Below are 16,597 nucleotides of genomic sequence, written 5' to 3'. Positions count from 1 at the left end.
GCGCCGATGCGGGGCGTGCAACCGCGACCGTTGCGGGATAGCGTCCGCGCGATTGTGAACGGCCGACGGCCCCGCGCCGTGTCGGACGCGGGATGGATCTGAGACCTGGACGGCGCATGGCCCCGACGCTGGAAATCGACGGACTGAACGAACTGCGCGCTGCCCTCATCGAGGAACGGCAGATCATCGTCGCCTCGGTGCGCAAGCTGCGCGAGACGCGGCGGCAGAAGGGCACGTTCGTCATGGGAGACGGCTCGGAGGCCGGGCCCCGGATTTTGGCCGTGCAGCAGCAGATCGAAGTCGTCGAGTCCATCATCGCCAAACTGACGGGGTCACAGGGCTGACGCCGCCCGACCGGGCCGGCGCTTGGAATGACGCGCCGCCTCGGCACCCGAGCCGCTTCGGCAGCTTGGCACGGCTCGGTATCCGGGATGTTTCTGAGTTTCTCGAAGCTTAACGGCGTGCATGACGCCTGCTTCTGCCAATCAACTTCGATTCACTTCAATTCTCAACCCGAACTCAGTTGAGGAATATTGTTCTGGAGATACCTGAGGAAGTCCACGACGCGGAATGCCGCCAGTGCTGGATCGGTGCACCTGGAGTGTCGGCTGCTCGCGGACGGGGTCGCCGCGGCCGAATTCTTCAACCACTGGGTTCCGGCGCCAAAGCTCTCGGATGTCATGGGGCGCCTGCACGCCGCGCTCGTGCGTCTCGCACGAGACCTGACGAAACGGTGGCACACTGCTCGGGCCGAGCAACCGTCGAGCGCCCAGTTCCACAAGTCGCTCCAGCCCGCCGGCATCGTCGGCGTCATCGACGGCAAGACCCGCAAGAGGCCTGAGCGCCACCTGACCGGCCCTTGCCTCGACCCGAAGCGCTACCGTAGGCGCCATGGCCTGCCGGTCGACGACTTATCGGTCGCCCCCGCCACGCCGAGCAGCGCGCCGCCCTCGCCAAGGCGATGGGGCCGGGACAGACAGGCGAGAGGTCGCGATCGAGGTCAGGCGGGCGCCGCACGGCCGTCTGACCCATTCCGTGCGGTCGCGGCGTGACGATCCGTTCGAGATGTTCAGTCTCGGGCTGGACCGGATCGGGGATGTGCTGTTAGCGGACCGCAGCTCAGGGCGCGGGATCCCGAATATGGACGCCTTCGAACACGGCGAATCTTTTCGTGATGTCGCGGAGACCGACGACTTGCACCCGCGGGGCGAGTTGCTGGCGCTCTGGTCGGCCCTCGAGGCGGACCGCCGTGCCCGCGACGAGCGCACGGCGCGCCTGCGCGCCATGCGCCTGATCGGCGGCGACGACGAGGGCGGCTGATCAGTCCGCGGCGCTGCCGGCCAACGGCAGTTGCGCCGCCAGCGTGTAGCCGACCGCCATCGCCATGGCCTCCGCCTGCGCGATCAACGCCGGATCACCCGCATCCCGCGCCGCTTGGAGCAGGGCGATCGCGTGGCGACCGAGGCGCTGGAGCACCTCATCGTCGATGGCCGGCCGGTCGTGTTGGCCTCGGTCAGTCATTCGCGTGCGTCTGGTTCGATGCGACCGGTGCCGGCCTGAAAGGTGTGGAGCCGGAGATCCACGTCTCCGTGTCCATGACGTCCCCGAAGACGCGCATCACGGCGCTCACCGTGCGGTGAATGTCGCTGGCGGCGATGCCTTCGAGGTCGTGGCTCGCCGAGGCGTCGGAGAGGAACGTCACCTCCTGGCCGCGATGGAACCCGTCGACCGCCGTGGCCAGGCAGGCCGCCTCCCCGGCGAAACCCGCGATCACCAGCGGCGGAGAGCCGCGCTCCATGGCGTCGGCGAAGGCGGGACTCGCGTAGCAGGACGGCCGGTCCCGGTCGAAGATCATGTCGCAGCCGTGCGGCTCGAAACCCTCGATCCAGCGGGCGAACCGGGTGCCGGCCTGGAACAGCGGCGCGCCGATCCAGCGCACATATGCGACCTGGATGCCGGTCGCCCGGGCGTGGCTGAGGGCGCGCCGGCACTTGTCGAGGGCGGGCGCGATGCCCGGCAGAGCGAGCGGCCGTCCCGCGACCTCGTATTCCTGCTGCATGTCCACCAAGACCAGCACCGGCACGCTCCGCGGCCGCCGGTAGAGCGCCGGATTGAAGGTCCGGATCATCGCGCCGCCGCCTTCTGGTCGACGGAGGGGCGCGTGACCGCCCGCGCGCGGGACCGGTCGAGGGCTCCGGCGCGGTGCCAGCGACCCTCCGGCCGGATGATCACGTAAGGATCGACGCCGATGCCGATGGCCTGCGGATGCGGCTCGGCCTCCAGCAGCATCTCGATGTAGTCGAAATCCGAGAAGACGAGTTCCTGAGCGCCATCGAAGACGCGGAAGCCGAAGCGGCTCCAGAAACTGACGAGCCGCTTCTGCGCGTGGCCGTACAGGCGGCGGTAGCCCTTCACGCGGGCGAGCTCGATGCCGGCGCGGACCAGAGCGAACGCCATGCGGGTATTGCGATGCTCGGCCCGCACCGCGAGACGCTCGATTTTGGCGAAATCGGCGAAGAAACGGATGCGCAGGCAGCCAGCCGGCTCGTCGCCGACATAGCCGATCAGGTGCGTGGCCGAGAGATCGTTGCCGTCGAACTCTTCCTCGTAGGGGCAGGCCTGCTCGGCCATGTACACGGCGGCGCGGAGCGCGATGACCCGCGACAGATCCTCGAACGTCCGGGCGACGGCAACGCTGAGGCCGGTGGCCCCGGGCCGGTGACTGTCATAGAGCGGGAGGCGCTCGGCGGCCTCCGAGCGGTGGAACATGTGCAGCCCCGGGGCGCGCAGGCCCCGCCACGCGGCGCCCTGCGTGAAGCCGATTCCCTCCAGGTAGTCGGCGCCCTCGGCGGTGGCCGCACGGGCGAAGAGATCGACGTCGCGGCAGAGCGGCGTCGAGATCCGCTGCAGCATCAGGGCGACGGCGGCCGCGAGCCGTCTGCGGGCGTGAATTACCCACAGGTAGATGCCGGCCGGGCGCTCATGCTGCCGGGCGATGAAGTCCGTGTCCGGATCGCTCGCGTCGAAGGTACCGTTCAGCAGCGCCGTCATCCCGGCCTCGTTGAGGGGCAGGATCGCGGTCAGGCCCTCGCCGCGGGGGGCGAGCGCGTCGTAGGCGTCGCGCCGGGCGATCGCCAGGACGGTGTCGGGGTTGGCCGTCATCACGCGGCGGACCACGGCGATGTCGGCCACGCCCGGCAGAGCGGCCCGCGTCTCGTCGAGGAGCCGCTCCAGATCGCTCTGGGTCGGGGTGAACAGCACCAGATGACGCGCGAGGCGCGCCGATCTCAGGTCGATGATGTCGTGCCGCGCCTCCGGCGCCCCGTGCAGATGCGGCGGGTGATCGGGCGGGGATACGTGGACCGTCATCGCGTCGGCTACCGCAGATGATTGCGAACAGCCCCTGGCTTCGCATGGCCGAAGACCTGCGTCTGTGCAAAACTTGAAGTATGGGAGTCTCACAGATGGAACACGCGTCGGTCTTCGAGGCCGGAATGCCGGACTGGCAGGACCTGCGCCTGTTCCTGGAGCTGGATCGGCGCGGAAGCTTCCGGGCCGCCGCCGCCGTCGTCGGGCTCTCCATCAACACCCTGCGTCGGCGGATCGACGACCTGGAGGCGCAGCTCGGCGTGACTCTGCTGACCCGCCACGCCGCCGGAATCCGTCTCACGGCCGAGGGCGAGACAATACTGGCCGCGACGCGTTCCATGGAGAGCGCCGCCTACTCGGTCCTGCGCGCCCGGGACGCCGCCTCGGCCACGCCGGCCGGCGAGGTGCGGATCGCAGTCACCGAGGGTCTCGGGACGTTCTGGCTCGCGCCGCGCCTCGTCGAGTTCCAGCGCTCGAACCCGAGGCTCGTGGTCGATCTGCGCTGCACGATGGACCCGGCCGATGTCGCCCGCCTCGAGGCCGATGTGGCCGTTCAGCTGGTGAGGCCGGTCAATCCCGATCTGAAGGTGGTCAAGCTCGGTCGCCTGCACGCCATGGCCTTCGCGGCCCGCAGCTATCTGGACATCTACGGCGTTCCGGCGGGCGTCGAGGACGCGGCCCGGCACCGGATCGTCCTTCAGGTGTCGAGCCAGACCGTCAGCATGGCGGAGTACGACCGGCACACGCCGGGCATGCCGCAATCCGGCTACGTCACGCTCAAGACCAACGTGAGCAGCGCCCATTACTGGGCGGTGGCGAACGGCGCCGGAATCGGCTGGCTGCCCACTTACGCGGCGGCGATCGGCGCCCGGCTGGTCCCGCTGGACGGCCTCGTCCAGGTTGGCCTCGACATCTGGCTGACCTATCACCCCGATGCCGAGCGGATCGACCGCGTGCGTCGGGCGATCGACTGGATCCGCGCCAGCTTCGATCCGGCGCGCTATCCCTGGTTCCGCGACGCCTTCATCCATCCCCGGGACCTGCCGGCGACGCTCAAGGGCGCGCCCATGCCCGAGCTGTTCGCCGGTTTCGCCGGGATGGAGCGCTAGATCGGTGCGCGCGCATCCTTGACCGTGCCGCGCGCATGATCCTTGCTCCCGCGGCCGCAACGACGAGGTTTGCCGTGCTGCTGACGCCCCGTGAGAAGGACAAGCTGCTGATCGCCATGGCCGCGCAGGTGGCGCGCAACCGCCTCGCGCGGGGCGTGAAGCTCAACCATCCGGAGGCGGTGGCGCTGATCACCGATTTCGTGGTCGAGGGCGCCCGGGACGGGCGCACCGTCGCCGAGCTGATGCAGGCCGGCGGCACCGTGCTCACCGCCGAGCAGGTGATGGACGGGGTGGCCGAGATGATCCACGACATCCAGGTCGAGGCTACGTTTCCGGACGGCACGAAGCTCGTGACCGTGCATCATCCGATCCGCGGCGCGGCCTCTGCCGATATTCCGGGGGCGGTAACGACGCTGCCCGGCGAGATCGTCTTCAACGCGGATGCGGAGCGCACCGTCATCGAGGTCGCCAACACGGGCGACCGGCCGATCCAGGTCGGCTCGCACTACCACTTCTACGAGGTCAATCCGGGCTTGGTGTTCGCCCGCGAGCAGGCCCGCGGCAAGCGCCTCGACATCGCGCCCGGCACCGCCGTGCGCTTCGAGCCCGGCTCGACGCGGGAGGTCGCGCTTGTGCCGCTCTCGGGCGGCCGCACAGTCTACGGCTTCCGGGGTGACGTGATGGGCAAGCTTTGACCATGTCCAACACTCCGAAGCCCGCGAGCCTTCCCCGGTCCGCCTACGCCGACATGTTCGGCCCGACCGTCGGCGACCGCATCCGCCTCGCCGACACCAGCCTTGAGATCACGGTCGAGCGCGACCTGACCACCTACGGCGAGGAAGTGAAGTTCGGCGGCGGCAAGGTGATCCGCGACGGCATGGGCCAGAGCCAGGCGACGAACGCCGACGGGGCGGTCGACACGGTGATCACCAATGCCGTCGTGCTCGATCACTGGGGCATCGTGAAATGCGATGTCGGGATCGTTCGCGGGCGGATCTCCCGGCTGGGCAAGGCCGGCAACCCGGACGTGCAGCCGGGCGTCGACATCGTGGTCGGCCCCGGCACCGAAGTCATCGCCGGCGAGGGCAAGATCCTGACGGCCGGCGGCTTCGACAGCCACATCCACTTTATCTGCCCTCAGCAGATCGAGGAGGCGCTCTGCTCAGGCGTCACCACGATGCTCGGCGGCGGCACAGGCCCGGCGCACGGCACCTTCGCCACGACCTGCACGCCCGGCCCCTGGCACATCGCCCGGATGATCGAGGCGGCCGACGCCTTCCCGATGAACCTCGCCTTCGCCGGCAAGGGCAACGCGTCCCGGCCGGAGAGCCTCGTCGAGATGGTCCGGGCCGGCGCCTGCGCGCTGAAGCTGCACGAGGATTGGGGCACGACGCCCGCGGCGATCGACACCTGCCTGTCGGTGGCGGATTCCCACGACATCCAGGTCATGATCCACACCGACACGCTCAACGAATCGGGCTTCGTCGAGGACACAATCGCGGCCTTCAAGGGCCGGACCATCCACGCCTTCCACACCGAAGGCGCCGGCGGCGGCCACGCGCCGGACATCATCAAGGTGGCCGGGCTGCCGAACGTGCTGCCGTCCTCCACGAACCCGACGCGGCCCTACACGCGCAACACGATCGACGAGCATCTCGACATGCTCATGGTCTGCCACCACCTCGACCCGTCGATCCCCGAGGACCTCGCTTTCGCCGAGAGCCGGATCCGCCGCGAGACCATCGCGGCCGAGGACATCCTGCACGACATCGGCGCACTCTCGATGATGTCCTCCGACAGCCAGGCCATGGGTCGGGTCGGCGAGGTCATCATCCGCACGTGGCAGACCGCCGACAAGATGAAGCGCCAGCGGGGCGCCCTCCCCGGCGACGCCTCTGGCACCGACAACCTGCGCGCCCGCCGCTACGTCGCCAAGTACACGATCAACCCGGCCATCGCGCATGGGATCTCCCGGCATATCGGCTCTGTCGAGACTGGCAAGCTCGCCGACCTCGTGCTCTGGACGCCGGCCTTCTTCGGCGTGAAGCCCGACCTCGTGCTGAAGGGCGGCAGTATCGCGGCGGCGCCGATGGGCGACCCGAACGCCTCGATCCCGACGCCGCAGCCGGTCCACTACCGTCCGATGTTCGGCGCCTACGGCCGGACGCCCTTCGCCACCGCCGTCACCTTCGTCTCAGAGGCGGCCCTGGAGGACGGCCTGCGGAACCGACTCGGCGTCCGGAAGGAGCTTGTCGCCGTGGAGAACGTGCGCGGCGGCATCTCGAAGAAGAGCATGGTGCTCAACGACGCCACACCGGTGATCGAGGTCGATCCCGAGACCTACGACGTGCGTGCCGACGGCGAGCTTCTGGTCTGCGAGCCCGCCGAGGTGCTGCCGATGGCGCAGCGTTATTTCCTGTTCTGAGCGAAATGCGCACATGATCCGCGCCACCCGCATCCTTCGCCGCGAGACCCTGTCGGGCGGCGAGATCGTCGACAGGGTCGTCCTCGACCACGGTGACCGCCATCGCCGCCGCGTCGCCATGCGCGGTGCCGGCGGCTTGGGTTTCCTGCTCGACCTCCCGGAACCGACCGTGCTGGAAGACGGCGACGCCCTGGTCCTCCAGGATGGCCGCCTCGTCTGGGTCGAGGCGGCGCCGGAGCGGCTTCTGGAGATCCGCGCACCGAGCGACCACACGCTCAAGCGCCTGATCTGGCATATCGGCAATCGGCACATCCCGGCCGAGATCGGCGGGGACGCGGTGTGGATCGCCTACGACCACGTGCTCGCCGAGATGGTTCAGGGGCTCGGCGGAAGCGTGGAGACGGTGGAGCGGCCGTTTCGGCCGGAGGGCGGCGCCTATTCCGGCGGCCACGCGCACGATCACGATCATCCGCACGGCGGCCACCATCATCACCATGCCGCCGGCTGAGACGCTCGACGCGCTTCGCCTGATGGCGTGGCTGTCACCGGGCTATCCGGTGGGTGCCTATGCCTACTCGCACGGACTGGAATGGGCGGTCGAAGCGGGCGACGTGCGTGACGAGGCGAGCCTCATGGGCTGGATGGAAGACGTCTGCACCCACGGCGCCCTGCGCAACGACCTGATCCTCGCCGCGCAGGCCCACCGGCTCGCGCAGGCGGACGATGGGCCTGCCCTCGCCGATCTCAACGCGCTCGCCCTGGCCCTGGCGCCATCGCGCGAGTTGCATCTGGAGACCAGCCAGCAAGGCCGCAGCTTCCTCGACGCCACCCTCGGTGCGTGGCCGTGCGCACGGCTCAACCGGCTCGCGGCCTCTGTATCGGGCCCGATCGCCTATCCGGTGGCCGTGGGGATTGCAGCGGGCGCGCACGACATGGAGCGACCGGGCGCCCTGTCGGCCTACGGGCTCGCCTTCGTTCAGAACCTCGTCTCGGCGGCCCTCCGGGCAGCGCCCGTGGGTCAGGCGGCGGGCACGCGGGTGGTCGCCGCCCTCGTCCCGCGCATCGCCCGCATCGCCGCAGAAGCCGGGTGCGCGGAGCTCGACGCCCTCGGCGCCGCCACGTTTCGCCTGGACCTCGGTTCCTTCCGGCACGAGACCCAGTATTCCCGCATCTTCCGATCCTGAGCGCGCAGCATGACCTCCACGAACGGCCCCCTCCGCGTCGGCATCGGCGGCCCCGTCGGATCCGGCAAGACCGCCCTGATGGAGCAGCTCTGCAAGCGCTTCCGCGACCGCTACGAGATCTGCGCGATCACGAACGACATCTACACCAAGGAGGACGCCCGCATCCTGACCGTGGCGGGCGCGCTGCCGGAGGAGCGCATCCTGGGCGTCGAGACCGGCGGCTGTCCGCACACCGCAATCCGCGAGGATGCCTCGATCAACCTCGCCGCCGTCGCCGAGATGAACCGCCGCTTCCCCCGGCTCGACCTCGTGCTGATCGAATCCGGCGGTGACAACCTGGCGGCGACGTTCTCGCCGGAACTCGCCGACATCACCCTCTACGTCATCGACGTGGCAGGCGGGGAGAAGATCCCGCGCAAGGGCGGCCCGGGCATCACCCGGTCCGATCTGCTCATCGTCAACAAGACCGACCTCGCGCCGCTCGTCGGCGCCGACCTGTCGGTGATGGAAGCGGACACGCGCCGGATGCGCGGGGCACGCCCCTACGTCTTCGCGTCCCTGCGCGACGGCGCCGGCGCGGACGAAGTCGCGCGCTTCGTCGAAGAGGCCGGCGGCCTCGGCCGCTGATCCGGCCGCCTGAAATGCGCCTCAGCGCCCAGCCTCGGCGGACCGCGACCGCGCGCCGGTGGCCGACGGAACGCCCATCAACCGGTCGAGGCGGCTCATCCGCGCGCTGAAATCGTCCATGGCGACTTGGCGCGTCTTGATCGCGGCGTTCGGCGGCGCCTTGGCGTGCGCCCGGATCCCGCGCGCCTGTGCCGCCGGGGCGACGAGGAGCGCGGCCAGAGCCGCAATGGTCAGAGTGCGTGTCACGGGGCATGTCCCTCATGCGCCCGCCCGGACGGAGGGCGGCTGCCTCACGAGGATATGTTCGCATCAAGCTTGACTGCGTGCGCCAGCGCACAGCCCGCTCAGATGACCAATGGCCGGGTCCGTAACGGGATGCTGGATTGACAGCCGAGAACGACTGATCCAACCCGCGGTATTGGTGGCTTTTGACCAGTATCGCTCATGCGACATCTGCGGTGGCTCGCCACCCTGCCCTTCTTCGGCATCCTGATCGGCCCGTACTTCCTGAACCGGGTCGAACCATTCGTCCTGGGACTGCCGCTGCTCCTGGCATGGCTGGTGTTCTGCGTCATCGGAACTTCGGCAGTGATGGGCATCATCTACCTGACCGATCCCGAGCGGCGCGCGCCGGAGGATCCGCGATGAGCATCGCGCTCGTCATCGTCGCGGCCGGCTTCGCCCTGGCCATCGGCCTCGGCCTCTATGCCCGCCACGGCCGCGAAATGGGCCTGGAGCAGTGGACCGTCGGCGGCCGCGGCTTCGGCACGGCCCTCGTCTTCCTGCTGATGGCCGGTGAGATCTACACGACCTTCACGTTCCTCGGCGGATCGGGGATCGCCTACGGCAAGGGCGGTCCCGCCTACTACATCCTGTGCTACCTGACGTTGGCCTACGTCACCTCCTACTGGCTGCTGCCGCCGGTCTGGGCCTACGCGAAGCGGCACGGGCTCTACACGCAGCCCGACTTCTTCGCGCGCAAGTACCAGAGCCGAGGGCTCGGCATCCTCGTGGCGCTCGTCGGGATCGTGGCGCTGGTCCCCTACCTCGTGCTCCAGTTCAAGGGGCTCGGGATCATCGTCTCCACGACCTCCTACGGAGCGATCTCGTCGACGGCGGCGGTGTGGATCGGCGCGGCGGCGCTCACCGCCTACGTGATCGTGTCCGGCGTCCACGGCTCGGCCTGGACCGCGGTGATCAAGGACACCAGCATCCTCGCTCTGGTGATCTTCCTCGGAATCTACCTGCCCCTGCACTATTACGGCAGCTACGAGGGTCTCTTCCGCGCCATCGAGTCCGCGAAGCCGGGCTTCCTGGCCCTGCCGGAACGCGGGCAGAGCACGACCTGGTTCTCGACCACGGTCCTGCTCACGGCGCTGGGCGGCTACATGTGGCCGCACACCTTCGCATCCCTCTACACGGCGCGGGAGCCGAGCGCCTTCCGGCGCAACGCCGTAATCCTGCCGATCTACCAGTTGATCAACCTGTTCGTCTTCATGATCGGCTTCACCGCCGTGCTGCAGGTCCCGGGTCTCACGGGCCCCGATGTCGACCTGTCGCTGTTCAAGCTGTCGCTGCAAAGCTTCCCACCGTGGTTCATCGGGATCATCGGTGCCACCGGCGTGCTCACCGCCCTGGTGCCGGGCTCGATGATCCTGATCGCCGGCGCGACGCTGGTGGCCAACAACCTCGTCCGGCCGCTGCGGCCGGGCATGGACGACGCCGCGACGGCGCGGCTGTGCAAGGTCCTCGTCCCGGTCCTGGCTCTGGTCTGCGTCGGCTTCACGCTGTCGGGCGGCGACACCATCGTCCAGTTGCTGCTCATGGGCTACAACTTCGTCACCCAGCTGTTTCCCTGCTTCATCACCAGCCTGCTGCGGCGCAATCCGCTCGACTGGCGCGCCGCGATGGCCGGCATCGTGGCGGGCGTCGCCACCGTGGCGGCGACGGTGCTGAGCGGGTTCAGCCTCACGGCCTTCCCGTCCCTCGGGCCCCTGCAGGACGTCAACGTCGGCGTCGCGGCTCTGGTGGTGAACATCGTGGTCACGGCCGCGGCGGCGCAGCTGTATCGAAGGGACGCGGCGGCCCGAACCCAGGCCGCGGAATGAGCTGCTTCAAGCCGGGCCGCGCCGGGCTGTCAGCCAGGAAGCCAGCAGCACCGCCGCGCTGACGAACCCGACCAGCAGCGTCGAGGCGGCATTGATCTCGGGGTTCACGCCGAGACGGACCTGACTGTAGAGACGCATCGGAAGGGTGGTCGAGCCCGGACCCGAGACGAAACTCGCGATGACCAGATCGTCGAGCGACAGGCTGAAGGCGAGGAGCGCGCCGGCTACGACCGCCGGTGCCAGCAGCGGCAGGGTCACGGTGGTGAGCACGCGCCACGGCGTCGCGCCGAGATCCGCCGCTGCCTCCTCCAGGGAGCGATCCAGGCCGCGCAGGCGCGCCGCGACGACGACGGCGACGAAGCCGGTGCAGAAGGTGGCGTGCGCGATGACGATCGTGGCGAGGCCGCGATCGAAGCCGATGCCGATGAACATCAGGAGGAGCGAGAGGCCAATCATCACCTCCGGCATCACCATCGGCCCGAGGACGAGCCCGGTGAACAGCGCGCGCCCGCGAAACCGACCATGGCGCTCCAGCACTAGCGCCGCCGCCGTGCCGAGGACCGTGGCGACGAGGCTCGAGAGAACCGCCACCTTCAGCGACACCCAGGCAGCGGCCAGCAGGGGCGCGTCCGAGAAGAGCGCCTCGTACCACCGTGTCGAGATCCCGCCCCAGACCGTCACAAGGGGCGACGCGTTGAACGAGTAGGCGATCAGCACGAGGATCGGCGCGTAGAGGAAGCCGAGCCCGGCCACCAGGGCGGTGCGGGTCACCCAGGTCATGGCCGCCCGTCCTCGGTCTCGCCCGCGCGCAGGCTGTCGCGGAACAGCACCACGGGCCCGATCACGATGGCGAGGATGAGGACCGCGACCGCTGAGGCCAGGGGCCAGTCGCGGTTCGAGAAGAACTCGGTCCAGAGTACTCGGCCGAGCATCAGCGTCTCCGAGCCGCCGAGGAGGTCGGGAATGACGAACTCGCCCACCATGGGAATGAAGCACAGTCCGGCGCCCGCCAGGATCCCCGGCAGGCTGAGCGGCAGGGTCACGCTCCAGAACACCCGGGCTGGCGACGCGCCAAGGTCGGCCGCGGCCTCCCGCAGCGCGGGATCGAGCCGGTTCATCACCGCGTAGAGCGGCAGCACCATGAATGGCAGGTAGGCGTAGACGAGGCCGATCAGGATGGCGGCGTCGGTATTGAGGATCGTGAGCGGCGCGGAGATCAGGCCAAGCCGGAGCAGCACCAGATTGAGCAGCCCCTCGGGCTTCAGGATCGCGATCCAGGCGTAGATGCGGATCAGGAAGCTCGTCCAGAACGGCACGACGACGAGGGCGACGAGGAGCGGCTGCCAACGGGCGGGCGAGCGGGCCAGGGCGTAGGCGAGCGGGATGCCGAGGGCGACGAGGATCAGGCTCGCTACCGCGGCGTAGGTCAGGGAGCCGAGGGCAGCGTCGCGGTAGAGCGGATCGGCGTAGAGGGTCGCGTAGTTGTCGAAGTCCAGAGCTTCGAGGTTCGACGACCAGCCCTCAAGGCCGGCGCGCCAGTCGAGCACCGGCAGATAGGGCGGGATCGCCGTGGCCGGCTCCGACAGACTGATCTTCAGCGTGATCGCGAAGGGCACGAGGAAGAAGACCGACAGCCACGCGAAGGGCGGGAGCCGCACCAGCCGGGCGAAGCCGCGGCCGGATCTCGGGCGGGTCATGGGTGGCGGTTCGGGTTGCGCGGGCCGGTTCGTGGCCGCTGGTGCGGTCCGGACTTTCGCATGATCGGGCGCCGTCATGCCGGGAGGATCACCGCGGCCTGGGGATCGAAATTGACGCGCGATTCCGAGCCTGAGGCCCCATCCACGGCGTCGGGGCGCCCGCTCGCCCGCAGGGCGGTGCCGTCCGGCAGACGCAGCGTCCGGCGCACGCGGTCGCCCAGAAACAGGGCGTCGGCGATGACCACGGGAAGCCCATCGGACCCGAGGACAAGATCCTCCGGCCGGACCGCCACGACGACCGGCGCCCCCTCCCCCAGGGTCGTCGTCGCCACGCCGCGCACCGTGCCGTGCACGGTCTGGACCGCTCGGACGCCCCCCGGCTCCTCCGGCCCGAGGTGTCCCCGGATCAGGTTCACGTCCCCGAGCAGGCCCGCCACGAAGCGGCTCGCCGGTCGGCGATAGAGGTCAGCCGGCTTTCCGACCTGAACGAGGCGGCCCTTCTCCATCACGCCGATCCGGTCGGCGAGCATCATCGCCTCCTCCGGATCATGGGTGACGACCACGAAGGCGGTGCCGAGCCGGCGCTGCACGGCGCGCAGTTCGCCCTGGGTCTCCTCCCGCAGGCCACGGTCCAGCGCGCCGAGCGGCTCGTCGAGGAGCAGCAGCTTGGGCTCGCGGGCGAGGGCACGGGCGAGGGCAACCCGCTGACGCTGACCGCCCGAGAGCGTCTCGGGCCGTCGGTCGCCGAAACCGTCCAGACGGACCAGCCGGAGGAGATCGCCGACCCGCTCGGCCGCGGCCGTCCGGCCTAGGCCCTTGAGTCCGTAACCAACATTGCCCGCCACGCTCATGTGCGGGAACAGGGCGTAGGATTGAAACATCATGTTCACCGGCCGCCGGTGCGGCGGGAGCCCGGTCAGGTCTGCACTGCCCAGAAGGATGCGCCCCGCGCTCGGAATGTCGAACCCGGCGATCATGCGCAGCAAGGTGCTCTTGCCGCAGCCGGACGGTCCGAGGAGGCAGAAGAACTCCGCGGGCTCGAGATCCAGCGTGACGGCATCGACGGCCGTGTGCGTGCCGAACTGCTTGGTCAGATCCTGAAGCCGCAGGCGCGGCGGCGGCGCGCCGGTCAAGGGATCAGGAATCCTCGCGCAACGCCTCGGCGACGCGCGCTTCCAGAAGGTCGGGCCGGCGCAGCACGAGTGCGCCGCGGGTGCGGTCGACCAGCCCCTCCGCGGCCATCGCGGTAAACTCCCGCGTGACCTGCTCGCGGCGGCAGCCGATCCGGGCGGCGAGCACGTGATGGTAGGGCGGAGGCGACACGACCCGTTCACCCGAGGCGCCGGCGCGTGGAACCGACAGGCGCAGCAGCTCGGCGTAGAGGCGGTGCTTCAGGTCGAGCAGCGCGTGCTCCATCAGCCGGGTGTTCAGCTCGCGCACGCGCTTGGCGAGCAGCCTGAACAGCCGGTCGGCGATCACCTCGGACGCGAAGACCATCTGACGGAACACGGCGGCGGGTACCACGCACACTTCGCCGCGGGTGAGCGCCGTGACGTTGGCCGAGCGGCCGATCCCGTCGATCGCCGCCAGCTCGCCGAAAAAGGCGCCGCCGCGCATCTCCCCGAGGATCACCTCCTTGCCCGACTGCGTGCGGTTCAGGATGCGGACCTCGCCGGAGGCAATGAAGTAGACGTCCGTGGAAATGTCGTCGAAGTCGACTAGGACCTCGTTCTCGTCGAACCGCCGCCAGTGGCAGCGGGGTTCGAAGGTGCTGAGCTCGATGCCCGGGTCCTTGAAGAAGGGTATCGTGCCCAGCCGCGCCATCAGTCGTGTCCCCTCAACTCCGGCCTCCGTCCCTGCCCTGACGGGTGCCGGCCAGCAGATGGGGGACGGGAGCAGCCCGCACTGGAAATCCGAGCATCGCCGCTGCGCTGCTCGATCGGCCGGGCGGCCGCGATCGTGACGGGCGCAGGCAGAGCGGTCAAGCCGCGCTTGGCTGAACAGGAGTTTATTAGCGTGGATCTGGAATCGGCGATAAGCCCAAGCGCCGCGTGGGGGCGCGGCCATGATGGCAGACGAGATCACCTTCGCGGGGCACGCACCCTGTAAAACGATAGCATCGCCGCGGCGGCAGGCCACGCTCGCGGCGCCGTTCGAACGGTCCGGGCGCAGCCTGCATTCCGGACGTTACGCCACCGTGCGGGTCAGCCCGGCGCCGGCGGATCACGGCATCGTCTTCCGTCGCCACCTCGAGGACGGCCGCGTCGTCGACGTGCCCGCACGCTGGCATCACCGAGAATCGCAGCCGCTCTCGTCGGCGATCCGGCGCGAGGGCGTGCTCGTCCGGACGATCGAGCACCTGATGGCGTCCCTGAGCGCTCTGCAGGTCGACAACGTCCTGGCCGAGATCGACGCGGACGAGTTGCCGATCTTCGATGGCAGCGCTGCGCCCTGGTGCCAAGCGATCCAGGCGGCGGGTCGGAGCGAGCAGGCGCCGACCTGCCGCGTGATCAAGGTCCGCCGTGCCGTCTCGGTGGAGCGGGGGCAGCGCCTCCTTCGGATCGAGCCCGGTCCGGGCTTCCACGTGACAGGTCACATCGCCCTCGCCCATTTCGGTGCGATCGACTGGTCGGGCGCCATAACCCCGGAGAGCTTCGAGCGAGAGATCGCCCCGGCACGCAGCTTCGGCCGCTACGTCCGGGCGATGGCCGGACGCGCCTACGGATACTTCGCGCGCAGGGACTTCCTGCAGGGCGTCTCTCCCCGCTCGGCGGCGCTGCTCGTCCGGGGGCGCGTGCTTGGCGGGATGCAGGTGCCGGGTGAGCCGGTGCGGCACCGTATCCTCGACCTGATCGGTGATTTCGCTTTGACGGGACACCCCATCGAAGGGCGGGTGACCGCCCTGCACACCGGGCACGAACTGAATCACGCCCTCGTGGCCGCCCTGATGGAGGACGAAGGAGCGTGGGAGCTGATCTGAACGCCGGCGAACGGATCCTTCAGGCCGAAACCCGGAGTGGCGTCTCGCAGGCGAGCGCGACGCCCCCGAATGCGCGCACGAGGTCGCCGTCGAGCTTGGCTTCCATGGTCTTCAGGATCGCGTAGGCCTCGCCAGCGGCTTTCGGCGCCTTGTAGGGTCGGGCCTCGATGAGCGCCGCGAAGATGTCGCAGATCGTGATCAGCCGGACGAGATCCGGGATCTCCTTGCCGCAGAGCTTATCCGGATAGCCGGTGCCATCGAGGTACTCATGGTGCGAGCGGACCACCGCCAGGGTCAGCGCATCGTAACCCCCTCCGAGGAGCATGCCGTGTCCGAGAACCGGATGGCGGGCCATCTCGACCCGTTCCTCCGGCGTCAGTGGGGCCGGCTTGTTCAGGATGGCGAGTGGGATCTTGGCCTTGCCGATGTCGTGAAGCAGCGCGCCCTTGATCAGAAAGTTCGAGTCGGATTCGTTGAGCCCGAGTTGGCGCGCGAAGGCCGCCGCCAAACCGGCGACGCTCAGGCAATGGCGGTGGGTCACGTCATCGAACTTCGCCACCACGGCAAGCCAATCCCGGATCTTGGCCTCGCGGACCGCGCGATTGACCAGGACAGCCCCGGACTCGACGATCGCCGGCTCAGGGCAGCGATCGGCACGGAAGATGGCGGCGAAGGCTGTCCGCGCGCCTTCGATTCCTTCCCGCGGGATGGCGGCCGTCCGACCCGACGGCTCGCCGGTCAGGGACGCGACGGCGTTGAGCAGCATGGCCCCGGCCACAGAGGCCGGCAGGGCCCGGGTCGCCCCCAGGGCCGTGGCCTGGATCTCGCCGCGCTCTAGGTTGCCGTGGACCAGATGCAGGAAGGGCGTGCCGGTGCCGCGCGCCACCGCGAGGGCTTGGCGCAGACGGCGCACGGACTCGGACGTCAGCGCACTGACGTCGCTGATGATCAGCGTGGCGCCTGCGGGCGGCGCGGTATCGCCGTAGAGGTCGTGGAGCGTCGCTGACCCGACCGCGCCGAGGCTGCGGGCGAGCCGCTCGCCGCGGCTGAGGTCGTCGGTGAGGATCAGGGTCCGGCCCAAGATTTCGCTCCCGTCGT

At 69.5% G+C, this 16,597-nt stretch carries 21 protein-coding genes; 12 read left to right on the top strand and 9 right to left on the bottom strand.

The window, feature by feature from the left end; translation table 11 throughout:
- Positions 1-116 precede the first annotated feature (116 nt).
- The 3 genes from ACLBX9_RS00915 (at position 117) to ACLBX9_RS00905 (ending at position 1,320) form a co-directional block, all read left to right on the top strand.
- Positions 117-344, top strand: coding sequence for a hypothetical protein (locus ACLBX9_RS00915; RefSeq protein WP_010682658.1), 228 nt, complete (start codon positions 117-119; stop codon positions 342-344).
- Between the two features lie 246 nt (positions 345-590).
- Positions 591-1,052 carry a MucR family transcriptional regulator gene (locus tag ACLBX9_RS00910; protein ID WP_447717686.1) on the top strand — a complete coding sequence of 154 codons (462 nt, stop codon included), beginning with the start codon at positions 591-593 and terminating at the stop codon, positions 1,050-1,052.
- Positions 1,053-1,140: 88 nt separating this feature from the next.
- Positions 1,141-1,320, top strand: coding sequence for a hypothetical protein (locus ACLBX9_RS00905; protein ID WP_447717581.1), 180 nt, complete (start codon positions 1,141-1,143; stop codon positions 1,318-1,320).
- Here the strand turns inward: ACLBX9_RS00905 and ACLBX9_RS00900 are convergent, their stop codons facing one another.
- From ACLBX9_RS00900 to ACLBX9_RS00890, 3 genes are read right to left on the bottom strand one after another with little or no spacing between them, the layout of a single operon-like run.
- Positions 1,321-1,521, bottom strand: a complete 201-nt coding sequence (locus ACLBX9_RS00900; RefSeq protein ID WP_447717580.1) for a hypothetical protein — start codon at positions 1,519-1,521, stop codon at positions 1,321-1,323. It lies immediately after the preceding gene.
- Entirely contained in the window at positions 1,514-2,128 is a 615-nt protein-coding gene (locus ACLBX9_RS00895) for a cysteine hydrolase family protein (protein WP_010682662.1), read from the bottom strand. The genes ACLBX9_RS00900 and ACLBX9_RS00895 overlap by 8 nt, the downstream gene beginning before the upstream one ends.
- Positions 2,125-3,369 (bottom strand): GNAT family N-acetyltransferase, encoded by a 1,245-nt coding sequence (locus ACLBX9_RS00890; protein ID WP_447717579.1) that lies wholly within the window; start codon positions 3,367-3,369, stop codon positions 2,125-2,127. Before ACLBX9_RS00890 ends, ACLBX9_RS00895 begins: the two co-directional genes overlap by 4 nt.
- A 95-nt stretch (positions 3,370-3,464) precedes the next feature.
- Between ACLBX9_RS00890 and ACLBX9_RS00885 the strand changes: the two genes are divergently transcribed.
- The 6 genes from ACLBX9_RS00885 (at position 3,465) to ureG (ending at position 8,714) form a co-directional block, all read left to right on the top strand.
- The gene (locus tag ACLBX9_RS00885) at positions 3,465-4,478 is read left to right on the top strand and encodes a LysR family transcriptional regulator (RefSeq protein WP_447717578.1); all 1,014 of its coding nucleotides are present in this window, start codon (positions 3,465-3,467) and stop codon (positions 4,476-4,478) included.
- A gap of 74 nt (positions 4,479-4,552) precedes the next feature.
- Positions 4,553-5,173 carry an urease subunit gamma gene (locus ACLBX9_RS00880; RefSeq protein ID WP_447717577.1) on the top strand — a complete coding sequence of 207 codons (621 nt, stop codon included), beginning with the start codon at positions 4,553-4,555 and terminating at the stop codon, positions 5,171-5,173.
- 2 nt (positions 5,174-5,175) lie between these two features.
- Positions 5,176-6,903, top strand: a complete 1,728-nt coding sequence (gene ureC / locus ACLBX9_RS00875) for an urease subunit alpha (RefSeq protein ID WP_447717576.1) — start codon at positions 5,176-5,178, stop codon at positions 6,901-6,903.
- A 13-nt stretch (positions 6,904-6,916) separates the two neighbouring features.
- Positions 6,917-7,411, top strand: coding sequence for an urease accessory protein UreE (locus tag ACLBX9_RS00870; RefSeq protein ID WP_447717575.1), 495 nt, complete (start codon positions 6,917-6,919; stop codon positions 7,409-7,411).
- Complete coding sequence (locus ACLBX9_RS00865) at positions 7,398-8,087, top strand: urease accessory protein UreF (RefSeq protein ID WP_447717574.1); 690 nt, start codon at positions 7,398-7,400, stop codon at positions 8,085-8,087. The genes ACLBX9_RS00870 and ACLBX9_RS00865 overlap by 14 nt, the downstream gene beginning before the upstream one ends.
- Positions 8,088-8,096: 9 nt before the next feature.
- On the top strand, positions 8,097-8,714 hold the full coding sequence (gene ureG, locus ACLBX9_RS00860) for an urease accessory protein UreG (RefSeq protein WP_447717573.1): 618 nt from the start codon (positions 8,097-8,099) through the stop codon (positions 8,712-8,714).
- A gap of 21 nt (positions 8,715-8,735) precedes the next feature.
- Here the strand turns inward: ureG and ACLBX9_RS00855 are convergent, their stop codons facing one another.
- Positions 8,736-8,960 carry a hypothetical protein gene (locus ACLBX9_RS00855; protein WP_010682670.1) on the bottom strand — a complete coding sequence of 75 codons (225 nt, stop codon included), beginning with the start codon at positions 8,958-8,960 and terminating at the stop codon, positions 8,736-8,738.
- Between the two features lie 198 nt (positions 8,961-9,158).
- Between ACLBX9_RS00855 and ACLBX9_RS00850 the strand changes: the two genes are divergently transcribed.
- Together ACLBX9_RS00850 and ACLBX9_RS00845 are read left to right on the top strand one after the other, a co-directional pair.
- Complete coding sequence (locus tag ACLBX9_RS00850) at positions 9,159-9,362, top strand: DUF3311 domain-containing protein (RefSeq protein ID WP_447717572.1); 204 nt, start codon at positions 9,159-9,161, stop codon at positions 9,360-9,362.
- Positions 9,359-10,822 (top strand): sodium:solute symporter family protein, encoded by a 1,464-nt coding sequence (locus ACLBX9_RS00845; protein WP_447717571.1) that lies wholly within the window; start codon positions 9,359-9,361, stop codon positions 10,820-10,822. Before ACLBX9_RS00850 ends, ACLBX9_RS00845 begins: the two co-directional genes overlap by 4 nt.
- A 6-nt stretch (positions 10,823-10,828) precedes the next feature.
- Here the strand turns inward: ACLBX9_RS00845 and ACLBX9_RS00840 are convergent, their stop codons facing one another.
- From ACLBX9_RS00840 to ACLBX9_RS00825, 4 genes are all read right to left on the bottom strand, one after another.
- Positions 10,829-11,602 (bottom strand): ABC transporter permease, encoded by a 774-nt coding sequence (locus ACLBX9_RS00840; RefSeq protein WP_447717570.1) that lies wholly within the window; start codon positions 11,600-11,602, stop codon positions 10,829-10,831.
- A complete protein-coding gene (locus tag ACLBX9_RS00835) occupies positions 11,599-12,519 on the bottom strand; it encodes an ABC transporter permease (protein WP_447717569.1) in 921 nt (306 codons plus the stop codon). The genes ACLBX9_RS00840 and ACLBX9_RS00835 overlap by 4 nt, the downstream gene beginning before the upstream one ends.
- 74 nt (positions 12,520-12,593) lie before the next feature.
- Positions 12,594-13,652: an ABC transporter ATP-binding protein gene (locus ACLBX9_RS00830; RefSeq protein ID WP_447717568.1), complete on the bottom strand. Its 1,059-nt coding sequence runs from the start codon at positions 13,650-13,652 to the stop codon at positions 12,594-12,596.
- Between the two features lie 4 nt (positions 13,653-13,656).
- On the bottom strand, positions 13,657-14,343 hold the full coding sequence (locus ACLBX9_RS00825; protein WP_447717567.1) for a Crp/Fnr family transcriptional regulator: 687 nt from the start codon (positions 14,341-14,343) through the stop codon (positions 13,657-13,659).
- 241 nt (positions 14,344-14,584) lie between these two features.
- On the opposite strand from ACLBX9_RS00825, the gene ACLBX9_RS00820 reads away from it, so the two are divergent.
- A complete protein-coding gene (locus ACLBX9_RS00820) occupies positions 14,585-15,499 on the top strand; it encodes a UDP-3-O-acyl-N-acetylglucosamine deacetylase (RefSeq protein WP_447717566.1) in 915 nt (304 codons plus the stop codon).
- A gap of 19 nt (positions 15,500-15,518) precedes the next feature.
- On the opposite strand, the gene ACLBX9_RS00815 is transcribed toward ACLBX9_RS00820, so the two are convergent.
- The gene (locus ACLBX9_RS00815) at positions 15,519-16,580 is read right to left on the bottom strand and encodes an HD-GYP domain-containing protein (protein ID WP_447717565.1); all 1,062 of its coding nucleotides are present in this window, start codon (positions 16,578-16,580) and stop codon (positions 15,519-15,521) included.
- Between the last annotated feature and the right edge of the window lie 17 nt (positions 16,581-16,597).

Source organism: Methylobacterium sp. A49B (assembly GCF_053346215.1).
This window is presented reverse-complemented; position numbering and strand designations above follow the sequence as displayed.

Coding starts and splice junctions, on each gene's coding strand:
- ACLBX9_RS00915 (WP_010682658.1), top strand. CDS start 117: ATGGCCCCGACGCTGGAAATCGACGGACTGAACGAACTGCGCGCTGCC.
- ACLBX9_RS00905 (WP_447717581.1), top strand. CDS start 1,141: ATGGACGCCTTCGAACACGGCGAATCTTTTCGTGATGTCGCGGAGACC.
- ACLBX9_RS00900 (WP_447717580.1), bottom strand. CDS start 1,521: ATGACTGACCGAGGCCAACACGACCGGCCGGCCATCGACGATGAGGTG.
- ACLBX9_RS00895 (WP_010682662.1), bottom strand. CDS start 2,128: ATGATCCGGACCTTCAATCCGGCGCTCTACCGGCGGCCGCGGAGCGTG.
- ACLBX9_RS00890 (WP_447717579.1), bottom strand. CDS start 3,369: ATGACGGTCCACGTATCCCCGCCCGATCACCCGCCGCATCTGCACGGG.
- ACLBX9_RS00885 (WP_447717578.1), top strand. CDS start 3,465: ATGGAACACGCGTCGGTCTTCGAGGCCGGAATGCCGGACTGGCAGGAC.
- ureC (WP_447717576.1), top strand. CDS start 5,176: ATGTCCAACACTCCGAAGCCCGCGAGCCTTCCCCGGTCCGCCTACGCC.
- ACLBX9_RS00870 (WP_447717575.1), top strand. CDS start 6,917: ATGATCCGCGCCACCCGCATCCTTCGCCGCGAGACCCTGTCGGGCGGC.
- ACLBX9_RS00865 (WP_447717574.1), top strand. CDS start 7,398: ATGCCGCCGGCTGAGACGCTCGACGCGCTTCGCCTGATGGCGTGGCTG.
- ureG (WP_447717573.1), top strand. CDS start 8,097: ATGACCTCCACGAACGGCCCCCTCCGCGTCGGCATCGGCGGCCCCGTC.
- ACLBX9_RS00850 (WP_447717572.1), top strand. CDS start 9,159: ATGCGACATCTGCGGTGGCTCGCCACCCTGCCCTTCTTCGGCATCCTG.
- ACLBX9_RS00845 (WP_447717571.1), top strand. CDS start 9,359: ATGAGCATCGCGCTCGTCATCGTCGCGGCCGGCTTCGCCCTGGCCATC.
- ACLBX9_RS00840 (WP_447717570.1), bottom strand. CDS start 11,602: ATGACCTGGGTGACCCGCACCGCCCTGGTGGCCGGGCTCGGCTTCCTC.
- ACLBX9_RS00835 (WP_447717569.1), bottom strand. CDS start 12,519: ATGACCCGCCCGAGATCCGGCCGCGGCTTCGCCCGGCTGGTGCGGCTC.
- ACLBX9_RS00825 (WP_447717567.1), bottom strand. CDS start 14,343: ATGGCGCGGCTGGGCACGATACCCTTCTTCAAGGACCCGGGCATCGAG.
- ACLBX9_RS00820 (WP_447717566.1), top strand. CDS start 14,585: ATGATGGCAGACGAGATCACCTTCGCGGGGCACGCACCCTGTAAAACG.